The following is a 15,403-nucleotide window of genomic DNA, read 5'->3' as shown; positions in this document are numbered from 1 at the left end:
ATCCGAACGGATCCCACCGGCGTCGAGACATGGACGCGGGTTCCGATCCGTCCGGCCTGCGGGCATCTGATGTACCGGCACGGCCCCTCCCGCGCACTGCCGGCTGCGGGTGCATCGGGGTGGCCGGTCGGCCGCTTTCGCCGGATCCCGGCTGCGGGTGCGATTTTCAGGCCGGGGAAAGTTCAGCCCCGGCCGGGGAAAGTTCAGCCCCTCCGGCGTTTGAGGAGCGGGGTCCGGGGCGGAGCCCCGGGTACGGGACGGGTAGGGGCGGAGGGGGCGAAAGAAGGCTTGGGGTAGGGGTGTGAGCGACCCCGGGTTCCGGGGAGCGGGCCGGCCCCGGGAAAGAGGGGCGCCCCCGGCCCCGGGGCAAAAAACCCTCGGCCGCACCCGGGGCTGTACAGCCGCTACGCGCGTAGATATGCTCGTCTGGTGACCATGCCCACCTCTGCACCAGCACACGCACTCGGCGACGTGACCGCGTCCGACAGCACGCTGCGCCGCTTCCTCCACGGGCTGCCCGGCGTCGACGCGGTCGGCCTGGAGGCGCGCGCCGCCTCGCTCGGCACCCGTTCCATCAAGACCACCGCGAAGGCGTACGCCATCGACCTCGCCATCTCGATGGTCGACCTGACGACGCTGGAAGGCGCGGACACCCCGGGCAAGGTCCGGGCGCTCGGCGCCAAGGCGGTCCTCCCGGACCCGACCGACCGCACGACGCCCACCACGGCGGCGGTCTGCGTCTATCCCGACATGGTGGCCGTCGCGAAGGAGGCCGTCGCCGGCTCCGGGGTGAAGGTCGCCTCGGTCGCGACCGCGTTCCCGGCCGGCCGCGCCGCGCTCGACGTGAAGCTGGCCGACGTGCGCGACGCCGTCGCCGCGGGCGCCGACGAGATCGACATGGTCATCGACCGCGGGGCGTTCCTCGCGGGCAGATACTTGAAGGTGTACGACGAGATCGTCGCCGTGAAGGAGGCCTCGGGCGCCGCCCGCCTGAAGGTCATCTTCGAGACCGGCGAACTGTCGACGTACGACAACATCCGGCGGGCGAGCTGGCTCGGCATGCTGGCCGGGGCCGACTTCATCAAGACGTCCACCGGCAAGGTGGCCGTGAACGCGACGCCCGCGAACACGCTGCTGATGCTGGAGGCCGTCCGCGACTTCCGCGCGCAGACCGGCGTGCAGGTCGGCGTGAAGCCGGCAGGCGGCATCCGCACGACCAAGGACGCCATCAAGTTCCTGGTCCTGGTGAACGAGACCGCGGGCGCGGACTGGCTGGACAACCACTGGTTCCGCTTCGGCGCCTCCTCGCTCCTGAACGACCTGCTGATGCAGCGTCAGAAGCTGGCCACCGGCCGCTACTCCGGCCCCGACTACGTGACGGTGGACTGATCCATCATGGCTTCCGCATTCGAATACGCACCGGCGCCCGAGTCCCGCTCCGTCGTCGACATCGCCCCCTCCTACGGCCTGTTCATCGACGGTGAGTTCACCGAGGCAGCCGAGGGCAAGGTCTTCAAGACCGTCTCCCCCTCCACGGAGGAGGTCCTCTCCGAGATCGCCCAGGCGGGCGAGGCGGACGTCGACCGCGCGGTGAAGGCCGCCCGCAAGGCGTTCGTGAAGTGGTCCGCGCTGCCGGGCTCCGAGCGCGCCAAGTACCTGTTCCGCATCGCGCGGATCATCCAGGAGCGCAGCCGCGAGCTGGCGGTCCTGGAGACGCTGGACAACGGCAAGCCGATCAAGGAGACCCGCGACGCGGACCTCCCGCTGGTCGCCGCGCACTTCTTCTACTACGCGGGCTGGGCCGACAAGCTCGACCACGCCGGTTTCGGCGCGAACCCGCGTCCGCTGGGCGTCGCGGGCCAGGTCATCCCGTGGAACTTCCCGCTGCTGATGCTGGCGTGGAAGATCGCCCCGGCTCTCGCGACCGGCAACACGGTCGTCCTGAAGCCCGCCGAGACCACGCCCCTGACGGCGCTGTTCTTCGCGGACATCTGCCGCCAGGCGGGCCTGCCCAAGGGCGTCGTCAACATCCTTCCCGGGTACGGGGACGCGGGCGCGGCCCTCGTCGAGCACCCGGACGTGGACAAGGTGGCCTTCACCGGTTCCACCGCCGTCGGCAAGGCGATCGCCCGCCAGATCGCGGGCTCGCACAAGAAGGTGACGCTCGAACTGGGCGGCAAGGGCGCGAACATCGTCTTCGACGACGCCCCCATCGACCAGGCCGTCGAGGGCATCGTCAGCGGCATCTTCTTCAACCAGGGCCAGGTCTGCTGCGCGGGTTCGCGGCTGCTGGTCCAGGAGTCGATCCACGACGAGCTGCTCGACTCGCTCAAGCGCCGGCTGTCGACGCTGCGCCTCGGCGACCCGCTCGACAAGAACACGGACATCGGCGCGATCAACTCCGCCGAGCAGCTCTCGCGCATCACCACGCTCGTCGAGCAGGGTGAGGCGGAGGGCGCCGAGCGCTGGTCCGCGGCCTGCGAACTCCCGTCCGCCGGTTACTGGTTCGCCCCGACGCTCTTCACGAACGTCACCCAGGCGCACACCATCGCCCGGGACGAGATCTTCGGTCCGGTGCTGTCCGTCCTGACGTTCCGCACCCCGGACGAGGCGGTCGCCAAGGCCAACAACTCCCCGTACGGCCTCTCGGCGGGCATCTGGACCGAGAAAGGCTCCCGCATCCTCGCCGTGGCGAACAAGCTCCGCGCGGGTGTCGTCTGGTCCAACACGTTCAACAAGTTCGACCCGACCTCGCCGTTCGGCGGGTACAAGGAGTCGGGCTTCGGCCGCGAGGGCGGCCGTCACGGTCTGGAGGCGTACCTCGCCCCGTCTAGCCCGGAGGGCGAGCGATAAATGAGTGCAGCCGAGAAGTCCGAGCAGCAGCGTCTGAGCGTCTTCAAGACCTACAAGCTGTACGTGGGCGGCAAGTTCCCGCGTTCCGAGAGCGGCCGGGTGTACGAGGTGAGCGACTCCAAGGGCAAGTGGCTGGCGAACGCTCCGCAGTCGAGCCGCAAGGACGCCCGTGACGCGGTCGTCGCGGCGCGCAAGGCGTTCGGCGGCTGGTCCGGCGCGACGGCGTACAACCGCGGGCAGATCCTGTACCGCGTCGCCGAGATGCTGGAGGGCCGCAAGGAGCAGTTCGTCCGCGAGGTGGCCGACGCGGAGGGTCTGTCGAAGGCGAAGGCGGCGGCCGTCGTCGACGCGACGATCGACCGCTGGGTCTGGTACGCGGGCTGGACCGACAAGATCGCCCAGGTCGTGGGCGGCGGCAACCCGGTCGCGGGCCCGTTCTTCAACCTGTCCTCCCCGGAGCCGACGGGTGTCGTCGTGGTGCTCGCGCCGCAGGAGTCGTCCTTCCTCGGGCTGGTGTCCGTGATCGCCCCGGTGATCGCCACCGGCAACACGGTGATCGTGATCGCCAGCGAGAAGGCCCCGCTCCCGGCGCTGTCGCTGGGCGAGGTGCTGGCCACCTCCGACCTGCCGGGCGGTGTGGTCAACGTCCTGTCCGGACGGACCGCGGAGATCGCGGCCCCGCTGGCCGCGCACCAGGACGTGAACGCGATCGACCTGGCCGGCGCCGACGAGGTGCTGGCGAAGGAGCTGGAGATCGCCGCCGCGGACAATCTGAAGCGCGTCGTTCGTCCACAGGCTGTGGATTACGCGCGGACTCCCGGGACCGAGCGCCTGACGGCCTTCCTGGAGACGAAGACGGTCTGGCACCCGACGGGCTCCCTGGGTGCCTCGGGCTCGTCCTACTGAGCCACCCGCACCGCCGCGCGCCGGCGCGCCGAGATGTCGGGACCCCGATCCGTGTCCCCGGGGTCCCGCGCACGAAGGAGCCGCGCTTCCCCTCCGTCCGGGGGGAGCGCGGCTCTCTCACGTCCGGGGCCGTCCACGGCCCGCGCGCGTTCGGCGTCAGTGGAGAAGTCCGGTCGCCCGGCCCAGTACCGGAACGTCGCCGACCGACTGCGCCTGCGCCACCGGCCCGGTGAGCGCCTTGGAGGACAGCGGCTTGAAGTCCGCGAGCTGGGTGCCCACGCCGTTGTCGAGCGGGTCCACACCGGTGCCGGCCAGCGGGTTGGGCTTGAGGCCCTCGACGGGACCGGTGGCGTACCCCACGGTCCCGGTCAGCCCCTTCAGTCCCGCCTGCGGGTCGACGTCGCCGAGCGCCGCGGGCCGGGTGCGCGCGGCGTCCGCGACGGAGGCCGTGTCCGCGAACGCCGGCGTGGCCGCGGCCGCGCCGGCGGCGGCCACGCCGACCATCGCGGCGACCCGCGCGGTCGTACGGGCCAGGGTGTTCCGGTGGGCTGCGTGTCGCGCCATCAGGTTGTCCTCTTCGACTGGCGGAGGGTGGAGAGCGGAGTGCAATGGATGCGACACGCACAGTAGTTGACCCGAGGTTCGCCCGGGCGGTCCTCGCGGCGGATTCGCTCCTGCGGGTCAACAGGCATATCAGCGCCACCCGTCGCACCCGAGCGACTCGTCACATCCGAGCGACATCCGTCCGCACATACGGCGAAGCCGGGGATAATGGCAGGGAGCCGCGCCGACGCGCGGCGCCGCCGGACCTGTCACAGAAGGTACAGACCATTGGGTTCCCCCCTCCCGATATCCGCCCGCGTCGTGCTGCTCTGCGGCCCCTCCGGCTCCGGGAAGTCCCTTCTCTCCGCCGCCTCCGGGCTCCCCGTGCTCCGCCTCGACGACTTCTACAAAGAGGCCACGGACCCGACGCTGCCCCAGGTCGAGGGCAGCGCGGACATCGACTGGGACCACCCGCAGTCGTGGGACGCGGACACCGCCGTCGCCGCGATCGAGGAACTGTGCCGTACGGGGCGTACGACCATCCCCGTCTACGACATCTCCCTGAGCGCCCGCACCGGGACGGAGGCCCTGGGCATCGACGGGGCACCGCTGTTCATCGCGGAGGGCATCTTCGCCGCCGAGATCGTCGGGCGCTGCCGCGAACTCGGCGTCCTCGCCGACGCGTTGTGCCTGTCCCGGGGCGCGGTCACCACGTTCCGGCGGCGTTTCGTGCGGGATCTGAAGGAGGGCCGCAAGTCGGTTCCCTTCCTGCTGCGGCGCGGCTGGCGGCTGATGCGCGCCGAGCGTTCCATCGTGGCCCGCCAGGCCGCCCTGGGCGCCCACCCCTGCGACCGGGACGAGGCACTCGGCCGGCTGACGGCCGCCTCGGCCGCACGGCAGGCGCCCGCCCCCACCACGGCGGCCTAGGCGGTTTCGTTTGGATCACCTGGCTGACCAGAGGAAGATGCTCGCAACGCGGAGTCCGGCCAGGCAGATGGCTGCTGTCTTCTCGTAGCGGGTGGCCCGCGACGAGTACGCCTTGTCCGCGAGGACTGCCGCCGGCCGGGTCCGGGACCGTCCACGCCGTCGGGGAACACGCAGCCGCGCCATCACGTCAGCGAAGACAGGCGCGTCACCGGCCTGTCCGGCGGTGAGATGGAAGGCCAGGGGCCGGCAGCCGCCATCGGCCGCGAGGGCTCAGCACCGTTGTCGACTGGGCATGCGGGCGTGATCGCGCACTATGCGCTCGCAACGCCCAGGAAGCGCAGCACCGCTAGGACGCGGCGGTGGTCGGCGTCGGCCTTGGGCAGGTCGAGCTTGGTGAAGATGCTGTTGATGTGCTTGGCGACCGCGCTCTCGCTCACGACCAGCTCGGCGGCGACGCCGGAGTTGGACCGGCCGCCCGCCATCAGCTCCAGCACCTCCCGCTCGCGCGGTGTCAGCCGGTCGAGCGGATCGCTGTGCCGGCGCACCAGCAGCTGCGCGACGACCTGCGGGTCGAGCGCGGTGCCGCCGGCCGCCACCCGGCGTACCGCCTCGGCGAACTCCTCGACGTCGGCGACCCGTTGCTTGAGCAGATAGCCGACGCCCGAGGTGTTGGCGGCGAGCAGATCGGCGGCGTACCGCTCCTCCACGTACTGCGACAACAGGAGCACGGCGGTACGCGGGTACTGGCGGCGGATCACCAGCGCGGCACGCACTCCCTCGTCGGTGAAGCCGGGCGGCATGCGCACGTCGACCACGGCGATGTCGGGACGGTGCTCCTCGACGGCTGCCAGCAGCCCTTCTGCGTCGGCGACCTGCGCGCACATCTCGAAGCCGGCCGCCTCCAGCACCTTGACCACGCCGATGCGCAGTAAGAGAGAATCCTCGGCGCGCACGGCAGCTCCACGGTGATGACGGTCGGGCCCCCGGCGGGGCTGCGGCAGGAGAACGTGCCGTCGACGGACGCGACGCGCTTGGCGAGCCCGGCGAGCCCGGTGCCACCGCCGGCCGCCGCGAGATCCGCGCCGCCCGCTCCGTCGTCCGCGACGACCACCAGCAGTGTCTCCCCGATCCGCTCCACGGTCACGTCCGCCCGGGTCGCCTGGGCGTGTTTGACCACGTTCGTCAGGGCTTCGGAGACCACGAAGTACGCGACGGCCTCGACCGTGGGTGAGGGGCGCTGCGGCAGGTCCACCGCCACGCGTACCGGGATCGGGAGCCGGGCGGCGGCCCCGGACAGCGCGGCGTCGAGGCCGCGGTCCTCGAGGACGGCCGGATGCAGGCCGCGCACCAGGTCGTTCAGTTCGGAGATCGCCTCCTTCGCCTCGCGGTGCGCCTCGTCGATCACCTTGCGGGCTTCCTCCGGCAGGTCACCGAGGGTGGCCTTGGCCAGGCCGAGGTTGACGGCGAGTGAGACGAGGCGCTGCTGCGCGCCGTCGTGCAGGTCGCGCTCGATCCGCCGCCGCTCGGCGTCGGCGGCGTCGAGCACGCCGGCCCGGCTCTCGGCGAGGTCGGCTACCCGGCGGGCCAGCTTCTCCGCGCGGCTGGGGCCGAGCAGGACCTCGGCCGCCCGGGTCTCCAGCCGCACCAGAGCGCCGGTCAGCCGGGGCCCGAGGAACAGCAGGGCGAGACCGCCGGCGGTGATGTACGCGGCCTGCGTGGTGTACCCGACGTCGGTGACCCGCCACTGCGGGGGCAGCGCCCAGATCCACACGTAGATGGAGGCGGCCACGAGAGCGACGGCCCAGACGGCGAGGACGGCGAGGTCCAGGACGGCGAGCAGTGGACCCGCCACGGCGTGGTAGCAGACCTGCCGCCACAAGGCCCGCGTGGTCAGCCGGCGTACCGCCGACTTCCAGTTGCGTCCCGGCCCGGGTACGGCGGGGCGCGGGAGGTCCTTGCCGACGAGCGCCCGGTAGCGCCGCCGCTGCCCGACGGTCAGCAGGGGTGTCACCACGAGCGTGAGCAGCACGGGCAGCGCCACGAGCGTGAGCAGCACGGACAGCGGAGTCGCGGCCGGCACCAACGCCGCCATCGTGCCGAGCAGCCAGAGCCACAGTGGCACCACGGCGAGGTGGAGCGGCAGGCCGGCGGCGACGAGCGCGGTCCGGTGTCCCGCCCTGCGGAACGGCCGGCCCAGCACCAGCTGCAGCCACGTCGTGAGTTGCATGCGTCAAACGGTAAAGCCGCAGGCCATCCCCATGCCATGACGCTGCCGCCCGGTTCGGGGGTGCACTTTTCTCCACCCCGGGTCGGAACCCTGCGTGACTGACGGCGCCCCCATGTGCGACGGAGGGTGGAGTACGCGAAGGGGAGAGTCGGCGAGGAGCGGGGGAAGACGATGCGTCAACTGGTTTTGTGCAATGACGAATTGGCCGGTGTTGAGGGCTTCGACCGCGCCGAGGTCATCCCGCTCCACGAAGAGGCGGAGGAGCCGCGTCCGGCGCGGGACATGCGGTGGGCCGGGTGGCTGCTGGTCGCCTGCGGGCTCGCCCTGCTGCCGTGGCTGTACGTGCTGGCCACCGGCCTGCCGGCCACCGCGACCGCGGCGCACTGGCCGGTCGCCTGGGTCGGGCTCGACGCGCTGGAGGCGCTCGGCCTGATCGCCACCGGCCTCCTCGCCGCCCGCGGCGACCGGCGGCACGCCCTGGCGGCCGCCTCGACCGCGACGCTGCTTGTGGTGGACGCCTGGTTCGACACCACGACCGCGGCCCCGGGCGGCGACTTCGCCACCGCGGTCGCCATGGCGCTCGGCGCCGAGCTGCCGCTCGCCGCGCTGTGCGGCCGGCTGGCGCTGCGGGCGCTGAGCCGGCACGCGTGACGCCGACCCCCCAGCCACATGCCACGGACCGAATCGATCCACCGGAGAACACCATGCACCGCATCACCACCACCCCCGTCACCCCGATCCCGGCCCGGACCCGCTGGGCGGTCGCCGCCGGCGCCGGCGCCGCGTTGGCCGCCGCCTGGTGGCTGGGCGACACGGCGCCCTATCCGTACGCCCAACGCGGCCTGCTCGACATGCCGTTGCCGTTCCTGACAGCCGACCGGATAGACGCCGTACTGCAACCGCGGCCGGGGGAGAGGATCCTGGAGATCGGCCCGGGGACCGGACTGCAGTCGCTACACGTCGCCCCGCAGCTCGGGCCGGAGGGACGGCTCGATGTGCTCGACATCCAGCAGGAGATGCTCGACCACGTGATGTGCCGCGCCGAGCGCGACGGCCTGGCGACGATCACGCCCACCCGCTCGGACGCACGTGAACTGCCCTACGCCGGCGGGACATTCGACGCCGTATACACCGTGACCGCGCTCGGCGAGATCCCCGAGCCGGATCGGGTACTGCGCGAGGCGGCACGGGTGCTGGCACCAGGCGGGCGGCTGGTGATCGGCGAGTTCTTCGACCGGCACTGGATTCCCTTCGGCCGGCTGCACCGGCTCGCCGACGCTGCCGGCCTCCACCTGACCGAGCGCCGCGGCCCAAGCCCGGCGTACCTCGCCCGCTTCCGACCCTGCGGAGCCCACGCGCCCGTTCGCCAGGGCGAGCGCCTCGCCGACGGCGACCGGGAAAGCGACGACGGGAAAGCGTGAGCACCACACGCAGGGACCGCGATCACCGAGCTGAACAACCTGGTGCACGGTAGGCCGCTCCAGGAGGCGAGGGGGCTCCGCCCCAACCGCGGCCAGCCACGAAAACTGCGGCGCCCCCGCAAGGTGAGAGGGGAGTCCTGCAGCTTCTGCTGCGTGATTCCGGTCTCCGATCATGTTGGGTCCTCTCCGGCAGCAAGCCCGGGCGGCGGCGATAAGGCGGGTGCGTCCAGCAGCCCCGCGGAGTTCTGCGAGCGGGCCTGTGGTGGTGCAGTGCCGACTGGCCCATTCCGCGCGGTTTTCGACGGTGCTACCCAGCCACAGGTGAGCGGGGCTGGTGTAGGCGGTTTCTTCTGGATCAAGGTGGGGGTGAGTGATGACGGCGGTTTTGGGATGGCACCCTGGAGCGATGCGACCTGGGACCGACGTCACCGACAACGGCCTGCGGCATCTGCTCAATGAGTGGGATCCGATCGGCGTCGCTGACGCGGTGCAGGACGAGTACGGCTGCATGCTCGTCCCTCTCCTTCAGTGGCTCCGGGGGGGCGCCGACCAGGCGGAGATCGGTGAGTTCCTGCGGCATGAGCTGGAAGACCACTTCGGCCTCACCCCTCTTCCGTCAGAGCCGGAAGCGATGGCTGCCCGGGTGATGTCCTGGTGGACAGCTGCCAGGAAAACCGATGGCACCGGCTGCGTGTAGTCGCTCCCTTCGGATCGTCTGCTCGTTTGTCCTGGTGTGCCGTTGACTGACGCTCGGTGGGCGCGGATCGAGCCGTTGCTTCCGGACCGAACGCCGAAGCGGGGTGGCCGGTGACGGGACCACCGAGAGGTGATCGACGCCATCGCCTGGAAGTTTCAGACCGGGGCACAGTGGGTGCAGCTGCCGGAGAAGTACGGCAACTGGCGGGGGGTCTACAACCGGCTGCGGATGTGGTCCGCCGATGGCACATGGGAGCGGGTGTTCACCGCGCTTGTGGCACAGGCCGACGCCGACGAGGAGCTGAACTGGGTCGTCTCGGTGGACTCCACGATCGTGCGAGCCCATCAGCATGCGGCCGGAGCCCGCAAAAAAGGTGCCCCGGCCGACGAGCCGTACGACCACGCCATCGGCCGGTCCCGTGGCGGACTGACCACGAAGATCCATCTCGCGGCCGATGGCGACTGCCGGCCCCTGGCCTTCCATCTCACCGCCGGACAGGCCGGTGACACGCCTGCCTTCGCTGACGTGATGGCGCGGCTGCGTGTTCCCCGACGGCGTGGACGGCCCCGGACCCGGCCGGCGGCAGTCCTCGCGGACAAGGCGTACTCGTCGCGGGCCACCCGTGAACACCTCAGGCGGCGCGGCATCCGGGCGGTCATCCCCGTGCCGACCGATCAACGCGGCCACCGTCTGCGACGCGGCAGCCGGGGTGGCAGGCCATCCGCCTTCGACCGCGATACCTACATGCAACGCGACACGGTCGAACGCTGCATCAACCGCTTGAAACAGTGGCGAGGCATCGCCACCCGCTACGAGAAGACAGCAGCCATCTGCCTGGCCGGACTCCACGTTGCGAGCATCTTCCTCTGGTCAGCCAGGCGATCCAAACGAAACCGCCTAGAGGACTCAGGCCGGGGCCGCGCCCGCCGGCTCCCGGAAACGACGAAGAAGGTCCAGGCGGACCCCCGACCGCCTGGACCTTCTTCGTTCTCCCCCGTGGTCCCCCGTGACACGGTTGGCTCCCCGTGACCTGTTTCCCCGTGACCCCGTTCGGCGTCGGCTCCCCCGAACCGACTCCCCCGTCACCGGCTCCCCCCGGAGCCGGCGGCCGTCTTTCCGTTACCGCTCCCCCGTGCCCTCAGGCGACAAGCTCCCCGAAGGACTCCTCCTCGTCACGGCCGAAGCTGAGGACCTCGTCCTCCCGCATCCGGCGGAGCGAGCGCCAGATGCTGGACTTCACCGTGCCGACGCTGATGCCGAGGATCTCCGCGATCTCCGGGTCGGTGCGGCCCTCGTAGTAGCGGAGGACCAGCATCGTGCGCTGGAGTTCGGGCAGCCGGGCCAGCGCCTGCCACAGGACCGCGCGCAGTTCGGTGCCGCGCATCGCGTCCGTGTCGCCGGGCGTCTCCGGCAGCTCCTCGGTCGGGTACTCGTTCAGCTTGCGGCGGCGCCACGCGCTGATGTGCAGATTGGTCATGGTGCGGCGGAGGTAGCCCCCGACCGCGGCCTTGTCACTGATCCGGTCCCAGGCCCGGTACGTCGAGAACAGCGCGCTCTGCAGCAGGTCCTCGGCCTCGAAGCGGTCACCGGTCAGGTGGTAGGCGGTTGCGTACAGGGAGGCGCGGCGCTCCTGGACGTAGGCGGTGAAGGCCTCTTCGGCCTCCACGCTCCCCGCCCCGGAACGACGCTCCCCCGAGCCCTCCCCGTACGCGGCTCCCCCGTGAGCCTTCCCCCCCGTCGTGCCCACGGCGGCCTGCGCCGTGGTGTTCTCCCCCGTGAAACCGTCAACCACCGTCATGTACGCGGTGTGCTGACGCCCGGCACCGCGAGCGCACCCCCGAGCGGTCACGTTGCCGGACTTCTCCGCGGCCCGGGTGACGTCGTGGAGCCGCGTGACAACTGCGCTAGTGCTGGTGCTGTGCAGCGTGTTCATCTCGCGCCCCCCGTCGTGGAGTCCCGGATCTTCGGTTCGTTCCGTCGTGCGTTCTTGCCTTGTGCCCAAAAGCTTGCCGGGTCCACTTCATGGCCGTGTCCGTCGACTGTCACAGACCTGTCACAGGGCCCGCCCCCAGGCGCGGCACAGCGCGATCACAGAGAAGAGCGGTACGACTACACAGATGACCACTTGGGCCCCGGCCGCCGCTCACGGGAGCCTCCGATGTGCCCGGGAGACGAGTGGGAGCGCTCCAACAGTCGATACCCGAGCATGACATGGGCCAGAATGACGTTCGTGCCTTCCCTGTTGCTGATCGAGGACGACGACGCCATCCGCACGGCCCTGGAGCTCTCTTTGACGCGCCAGGGACACCGTGTGGCCACCGCTGCCACCGGTGAGGACGGTCTGAAGCTGCTGCGCGAGCAGCGACCGGATCTGATCGTGCTGGATGTGATGCTGCCCGGCATCGACGGATTCGAGGTGTGCCGGCGCATCCGGCGCACCGACCAGCTGCCCATCATTCTGCTGACCGCGCGCAGTGACGACATCGACGTCGTGGTCGGACTGGAGTCCGGCGCCGACGACTACGTCGTCAAGCCCGTGCAGGGCCGGGTGCTCGACGCCCGGATCCGTGCCGTGCTGCGCCGCGGCGAGCGGGAGGCGAACGACTCGGCGTCGTTCGGCTCGCTGGTCATCGACCGTGCCGCGATGACGGTCACCAAGAACGGTGAGGATCTGCAACTGACGCCCACCGAGCTGCGGTTGCTCCTGGAGCTGAGCCGCAGGCCCGGACAGGCCCTGTCCCGGCAGCAGTTGCTGCGTCTGGTGTGGGAGCACGACTACCTGGGCGACTCGCGCCTGGTCGACGCCTGTGTGCAGCGGCTGCGCGCCAAGGTGGAGGACGTGCCCTCCTCGCCGACCCTGATCCGTACCGTGCGCGGCGTCGGCTATCGGCTGGACAACCCTCAGTGACCAAACCGCAGGACAAGCTCCGCGGCTGGGCCGCGGCGCGCAAGGCGTTGCTGTCCGGTCTGCGCTTCACCAGCCTGCGGCTGCGGCTGGTCGTGGTGTTCGGACTCGTCGCTCTCACCGCCGCGGTGTCCGCGTCGGGCATCGCGTACTGGCTCAACCGCGAGGCCGTGCTGACGCGTACCCAGGACGCGGTGCTGCGCGACTTCCAGCAGGAGATGCGCAACCACGCGAGCATGCTGCCCGTGCACCCGGCGCAGGACGAACTCCAGCGCACGGCCGGGCAGATGGCGAACAGCAGCCAGCGTTTCAGCGTGCTGCTGACCGCCGAGGACGTCGACGGCAAGATGATCACCGGCAATTCCGAGCTGGACACGTTCACCCTCGAGGACGTGCCCGCCTCGCTCCGGAAGGCGGTGAACAAGCAGCAGCCGCTGTCCTCGACCAACAAGTCCGCGTACCACCTGTACTGGCAGCGGATCACCGAGCACGACAAGTCGTACCTCGTGGGCGGGGCCCGGGTGATCGACGGCAGCACGACCGGCTACATGCTCAAGTCGCTGGAGCCGGAGGCCAAGGACCTCAACTCCCTGGCCTGGTCGCTGGGGATCGCGACGGGGCTCGCGCTGATCGGCTCGGCGCTGCTCGCCCAGGCGGCCGCGACCACCGTCCTCAAGCCGGTCCACCGGCTGGGCATCGCGGCCCGCCGGCTCGGCGAGGGCAAGCTGGACACCCGGCTGCGGGTCTCCGGCACGGACGAACTCGCCGATCTGTCACGGACGTTCAACCGGACGGCGGAGGCGCTGGAGAAGCGGGTCGCGGACATGAGCGCGCGGGACGAGGCGTCCCGCCGGTTCGTCGCCGACATGTCCCACGAACTGCGGACGCCGCTCACCGCGATCACCGCCGTCACCGAGATCCTCGAGGAGGAGCTGGACGCGGAGACCGGCAGCGTCGACCCGATGATCGAACCGGCCGTACGGCTGGTCGTCAGCGAGACCCGGCGCCTGGGCGATCTCGTCGAGAACCTGATGGAGGTGACCCGTTTCGACGCGGGCACCGCCCGGCTCATCCTCGACGACGTGGACATCGCGGACCAGATCACCGCGTGCATCGACGCGCGCGCCTGGCTGGACGCCGTCGAACTGGACGCCGAGCGCGGCATGATGGCGCAGCTGGACCCGCGCCGCCTCGACGTGATCCTGGCGAACCTGATCGGCAACGCGCTCAAGCACGGCGGTTCACCGGTGCGGGTGTCGGTGCGGGTGGAGGGCGGGGAACTGGTCATCAGGGTGCGCGACCACGGTCCCGGCATCCCCGAGGACGTCCTGCCGCACGTCTTCGACCGGTTCTACAAGGCCAGCGCGTCCCGTCCGCGGTCCGAGGGCAGCGGCCTGGGCCTGTCCATCGCCCTGGAGAACGCGCACATCCACGGCGGCGAGATCACCGCGGCGAACTCTCCCGAGGGCGGGGCCGTGTTCACGCTGCGTCTGCCCCAGGACGCCTCGGAACTGCTCGCCGGCGACCCGCGGGGCCGTGACGGCTCCGCGCCCGGGAACGGCACGGAAGGCACCGCCGGATGACCACCGCACACCCCGCCGGCCCGCGGGCAGGCGCCTCCTCCCGTCGGAAGGCGCTGCCCTGGCTGGCCGTTCCGCTGCTCGCCGTGCTGCTCACGGGGTGCGGCATCCGCCCCACCCAGGTGCCCACGGACTTCGGTCCGGCGCCCTCCCGGGTGCCCTGCGCCCTCTCCGGCCCCGACATCACCACCCAGTCCGCGCACGGGGTGCCGGTCCAGGTCTTCCTGCTCTGCTCGGAACAGCTCGTGACGGTCGACCGGTCGGTGCGCATCGCGGACGGTACGGCGGAGTCGGCGCGCCGGGTCCTGGTGGCGCAGGCGCTGCTGGACGAGCTCGCCGAGGCGCCGTCGACGCCCGAGGAGCAGGCCGGGTACACGACGGACGTACGCGGCGGCATGACGGTCGGCGGGCCCCGTGACGGGGACCCCGAGGACACGCTGCGGCTGAGCACCCCGCCGCAGAACCTGACCCGGACGGCCCTCGCCCAGATCGTCTGCACCTTCGCGGACTCGGCGGCGGCGCGGGACGACGGCAGCGTCGTCCTGGGCGGTCCCGCCCCCTCGGGCCTGCGCAGTTACGAGTGCACCCCGGAGATGCGCGCCGCCCCGGGCGACACGGCCCCGACGTCGACGGCGGTCCGGGGTTCGTAACGCTACGGGGCCGAAACCCATCGCAGCGGAACCGATCGTGCCGGACCCCGCGTCTTGGGGGGCGTGCAGCGTCATGGTTCAGAGGACGGCAGCGCCGTCACCCGCGTCCGTGTGGCAGGAGGTGTCCTCCTGGTCGCACACCTGGCGCTCGTCGCCTGGATCACGCTGCGCCCGCTGGACGTCCCCTGGGTGAGCGCCGCCAATCTGCGGCCCTTCGCGGGGATCAGAGCCGACCTCGCACTGGGCCCCGAGGCGGCGGCCCGTCGTATCGCCGCGGGCCTCGGTCTGCTCGCCCCGCTGGGTGTGCTGCTCCCGATGGCGGGGGGCAGGCTCTGCGTCTCCCCGATCGGCTCCCTTCTGCGCACGACCGCCGCCGGCGTCCTGCTGTCGCTGGGCATAGAGCTGCTGCAGACCGGGGTGCCGGGCCAGGTCGTCGACATCGACTCGATCATCCTGAACACCATCGGCGTGGCTCTCGCGCACCTCGCGATCGTGCCCGCCGCCAGGGCCCGGTTCCGCCGCAGGGCCGAGACGCGGCACCGCGCGGCCGTCCTGCGGGAGGACCACGTTCAGGGTCGGACCCCGACGATTCCCAGGGTCGGGATCGCTCCCTAGAGCGAGGCTTCGCGACGGTCGTCCTCGTAGCGTTGAGGACATCGGTGAAGGCACCGATGAGAACGACGAAGCCGGCCGT

Annotated in this window: 14 protein-coding genes and 3 pseudogenes; 12 read left to right on the top strand and 5 right to left on the bottom strand. The window is 71.3% G+C overall.

All coding sequences use genetic code 11. The annotated features are described in order from the left end of the window. The first annotated feature begins 435 nt into the window (after window positions 1–435). The 3 genes from deoC to ACH4S8_RS29195 are packed head-to-tail and all read left to right on the top strand — an operon-like array spanning window position 436 to window position 3,759. Window positions 436–1,389: a deoxyribose-phosphate aldolase gene (gene deoC, locus ACH4S8_RS29205; RefSeq protein WP_398399200.1), complete on the top strand. Its 954-nt coding sequence runs from the start codon at window positions 436–438 to the stop codon at window positions 1,387–1,389. Between the two features lie 6 nt (window positions 1,390–1,395). Continuing rightward, entirely contained in the window at window positions 1,396–2,853 is a 1,458-nt protein-coding gene (locus tag ACH4S8_RS29200; protein WP_398399167.1) for an aldehyde dehydrogenase family protein, read from the top strand. Beyond that, window positions 2,854–3,759, top strand: a complete 906-nt coding sequence (locus ACH4S8_RS29195) for an aldehyde dehydrogenase family protein (RefSeq protein WP_398399165.1) — start codon at window positions 2,854–2,856, stop codon at window positions 3,757–3,759. Between the two features lie 156 nt (window positions 3,760–3,915). Here the strand turns inward: ACH4S8_RS29195 and ACH4S8_RS29190 are convergent, their stop codons facing one another. Next, window positions 3,916–4,323 carry a hypothetical protein gene (locus tag ACH4S8_RS29190; RefSeq protein ID WP_398399163.1) on the bottom strand — a complete coding sequence of 136 codons (408 nt, stop codon included), beginning with the start codon at window positions 4,321–4,323 and terminating at the stop codon, window positions 3,916–3,918. A gap of 267 nt (window positions 4,324–4,590) precedes the next feature. On the opposite strand from ACH4S8_RS29190, the gene ACH4S8_RS29185 reads away from it, so the two are divergent. Continuing rightward, window positions 4,591–5,229, top strand: coding sequence for a uridine kinase (locus tag ACH4S8_RS29185; protein WP_398399161.1), 639 nt, complete (start codon window positions 4,591–4,593; stop codon window positions 5,227–5,229). An 87-nt stretch (window positions 5,230–5,316) separates the two neighbouring features. On the opposite strand, the pseudogene ACH4S8_RS29180 reads toward ACH4S8_RS29185, so the two are convergent. From ACH4S8_RS29180 to ACH4S8_RS29170, 3 genes and pseudogenes are all read right to left on the bottom strand, one after another. Continuing rightward, window positions 5,317–5,496: pseudogene (locus ACH4S8_RS29180) on the bottom strand (IS5/IS1182 family transposase); the annotation flags it as partial. A 44-nt stretch (window positions 5,497–5,540) separates the two neighbouring features. Then, window positions 5,541–6,182 (bottom strand): response regulator, encoded by a 642-nt coding sequence (locus ACH4S8_RS29175; RefSeq protein WP_398399159.1) that lies wholly within the window; start codon window positions 6,180–6,182, stop codon window positions 5,541–5,543. Further along, window positions 6,173–7,456: pseudogene (locus tag ACH4S8_RS29170) on the bottom strand (sensor histidine kinase); the annotation flags it as partial. The gene ACH4S8_RS29175 and the pseudogene ACH4S8_RS29170, both read right to left, overlap by 10 nt. Before the next feature lie 201 nt (window positions 7,457–7,657). On the opposite strand from ACH4S8_RS29170, the gene ACH4S8_RS29165 reads away from it, so the two are divergent. From ACH4S8_RS29165 to ACH4S8_RS29150, 4 genes and pseudogenes are all read left to right on the top strand, one after another. Beyond that, the gene (locus ACH4S8_RS29165; protein ID WP_398399157.1) at window positions 7,658–8,107 is read left to right on the top strand and encodes a hypothetical protein; all 450 of its coding nucleotides are present in this window, start codon (window positions 7,658–7,660) and stop codon (window positions 8,105–8,107) included. Between the two features lie 53 nt (window positions 8,108–8,160). Continuing rightward, window positions 8,161–8,877 (top strand): class I SAM-dependent methyltransferase, encoded by a 717-nt coding sequence (locus ACH4S8_RS29160; RefSeq protein WP_398399155.1) that lies wholly within the window; start codon window positions 8,161–8,163, stop codon window positions 8,875–8,877. 406 nt (window positions 8,878–9,283) lie between these two features. Beyond that, window positions 9,284–9,574, top strand: a complete 291-nt coding sequence (locus ACH4S8_RS29155) for a hypothetical protein (protein WP_398399153.1) — start codon at window positions 9,284–9,286, stop codon at window positions 9,572–9,574. Window positions 9,575–9,610: 36 nt separating this feature from the next. Beyond that, a pseudogene (locus tag ACH4S8_RS29150) lies at window positions 9,611–10,444 on the top strand (IS5 family transposase); the annotation flags it as partial. A gap of 268 nt (window positions 10,445–10,712) precedes the next feature. Here the strand turns inward: ACH4S8_RS29150 and ACH4S8_RS29145 are convergent. Next, a complete protein-coding gene (locus ACH4S8_RS29145) occupies window positions 10,713–11,507 on the bottom strand; it encodes a SigE family RNA polymerase sigma factor (RefSeq protein WP_398399151.1) in 795 nt (264 codons plus the stop codon). 297 nt (window positions 11,508–11,804) lie between these two features. Between ACH4S8_RS29145 and afsQ1 the strand changes: the two genes are divergently transcribed. From afsQ1 to ACH4S8_RS29125, 4 genes are all read left to right on the top strand, one after another. After that, the gene (afsQ1, locus tag ACH4S8_RS29140) at window positions 11,805–12,482 is read left to right on the top strand and encodes a two-component system response regulator AfsQ1 (protein WP_037625670.1); all 678 of its coding nucleotides are present in this window, start codon (window positions 11,805–11,807) and stop codon (window positions 12,480–12,482) included. Continuing rightward, on the top strand, window positions 12,479–14,062 hold the full coding sequence (locus tag ACH4S8_RS29135) for an ATP-binding protein (protein WP_398399148.1): 1,584 nt from the start codon (window positions 12,479–12,481) through the stop codon (window positions 14,060–14,062). The genes afsQ1 and ACH4S8_RS29135 overlap by 4 nt, the downstream gene beginning before the upstream one ends. Beyond that, window positions 14,059–14,709 carry a hypothetical protein gene (locus ACH4S8_RS29130; protein WP_398399146.1) on the top strand — a complete coding sequence of 217 codons (651 nt, stop codon included), beginning with the start codon at window positions 14,059–14,061 and terminating at the stop codon, window positions 14,707–14,709. Before ACH4S8_RS29135 ends, ACH4S8_RS29130 begins: the two co-directional genes overlap by 4 nt. Before the next feature lie 63 nt (window positions 14,710–14,772). After that, window positions 14,773–15,324: a VanZ family protein gene (locus tag ACH4S8_RS29125; RefSeq protein ID WP_398399144.1), complete on the top strand. Its 552-nt coding sequence runs from the start codon at window positions 14,773–14,775 to the stop codon at window positions 15,322–15,324. Window positions 15,325–15,403: the final 79 nt, after the last annotated feature.

It is taken from the genome of Streptomyces sp. NPDC021080, from assembly GCF_044333225.1.
Taxonomy (GTDB): Bacteria; Actinomycetota; Actinomycetes; order Streptomycetales; family Streptomycetaceae; genus Streptomyces.
Note: the sequence above shows the minus strand (reverse complement) of the source record. Positions and strands in the feature narration are given on the sequence as shown.

What these genes read in the sequence shown, in the direction of transcription:
- deoC (WP_398399200.1), top strand. Translation starts at nt 436, where the DNA reads ATGCCCACCTCTGCACCAGCACACGCACTCGGCGACGTGACCGCGTCC.
- ACH4S8_RS29200 (WP_398399167.1), top strand. Translation starts at nt 1,396, where the DNA reads ATGGCTTCCGCATTCGAATACGCACCGGCGCCCGAGTCCCGCTCCGTC.
- ACH4S8_RS29195 (WP_398399165.1), top strand. Translation starts at nt 2,854, where the DNA reads ATGAGTGCAGCCGAGAAGTCCGAGCAGCAGCGTCTGAGCGTCTTCAAG.
- ACH4S8_RS29190 (WP_398399163.1), bottom strand. Translation starts at nt 4,323, where the DNA reads ATGGCGCGACACGCAGCCCACCGGAACACCCTGGCCCGTACGACCGCG.
- ACH4S8_RS29160 (WP_398399155.1), top strand. Translation starts at nt 8,161, where the DNA reads ATGCACCGCATCACCACCACCCCCGTCACCCCGATCCCGGCCCGGACC.
- ACH4S8_RS29155 (WP_398399153.1), top strand. Translation starts at nt 9,284, where the DNA reads ATGCGACCTGGGACCGACGTCACCGACAACGGCCTGCGGCATCTGCTC.
- ACH4S8_RS29145 (WP_398399151.1), bottom strand. Translation starts at nt 11,507, where the DNA reads ATGAACACGCTGCACAGCACCAGCACTAGCGCAGTTGTCACGCGGCTC.
- ACH4S8_RS29130 (WP_398399146.1), top strand. Translation starts at nt 14,059, where the DNA reads ATGACCACCGCACACCCCGCCGGCCCGCGGGCAGGCGCCTCCTCCCGT.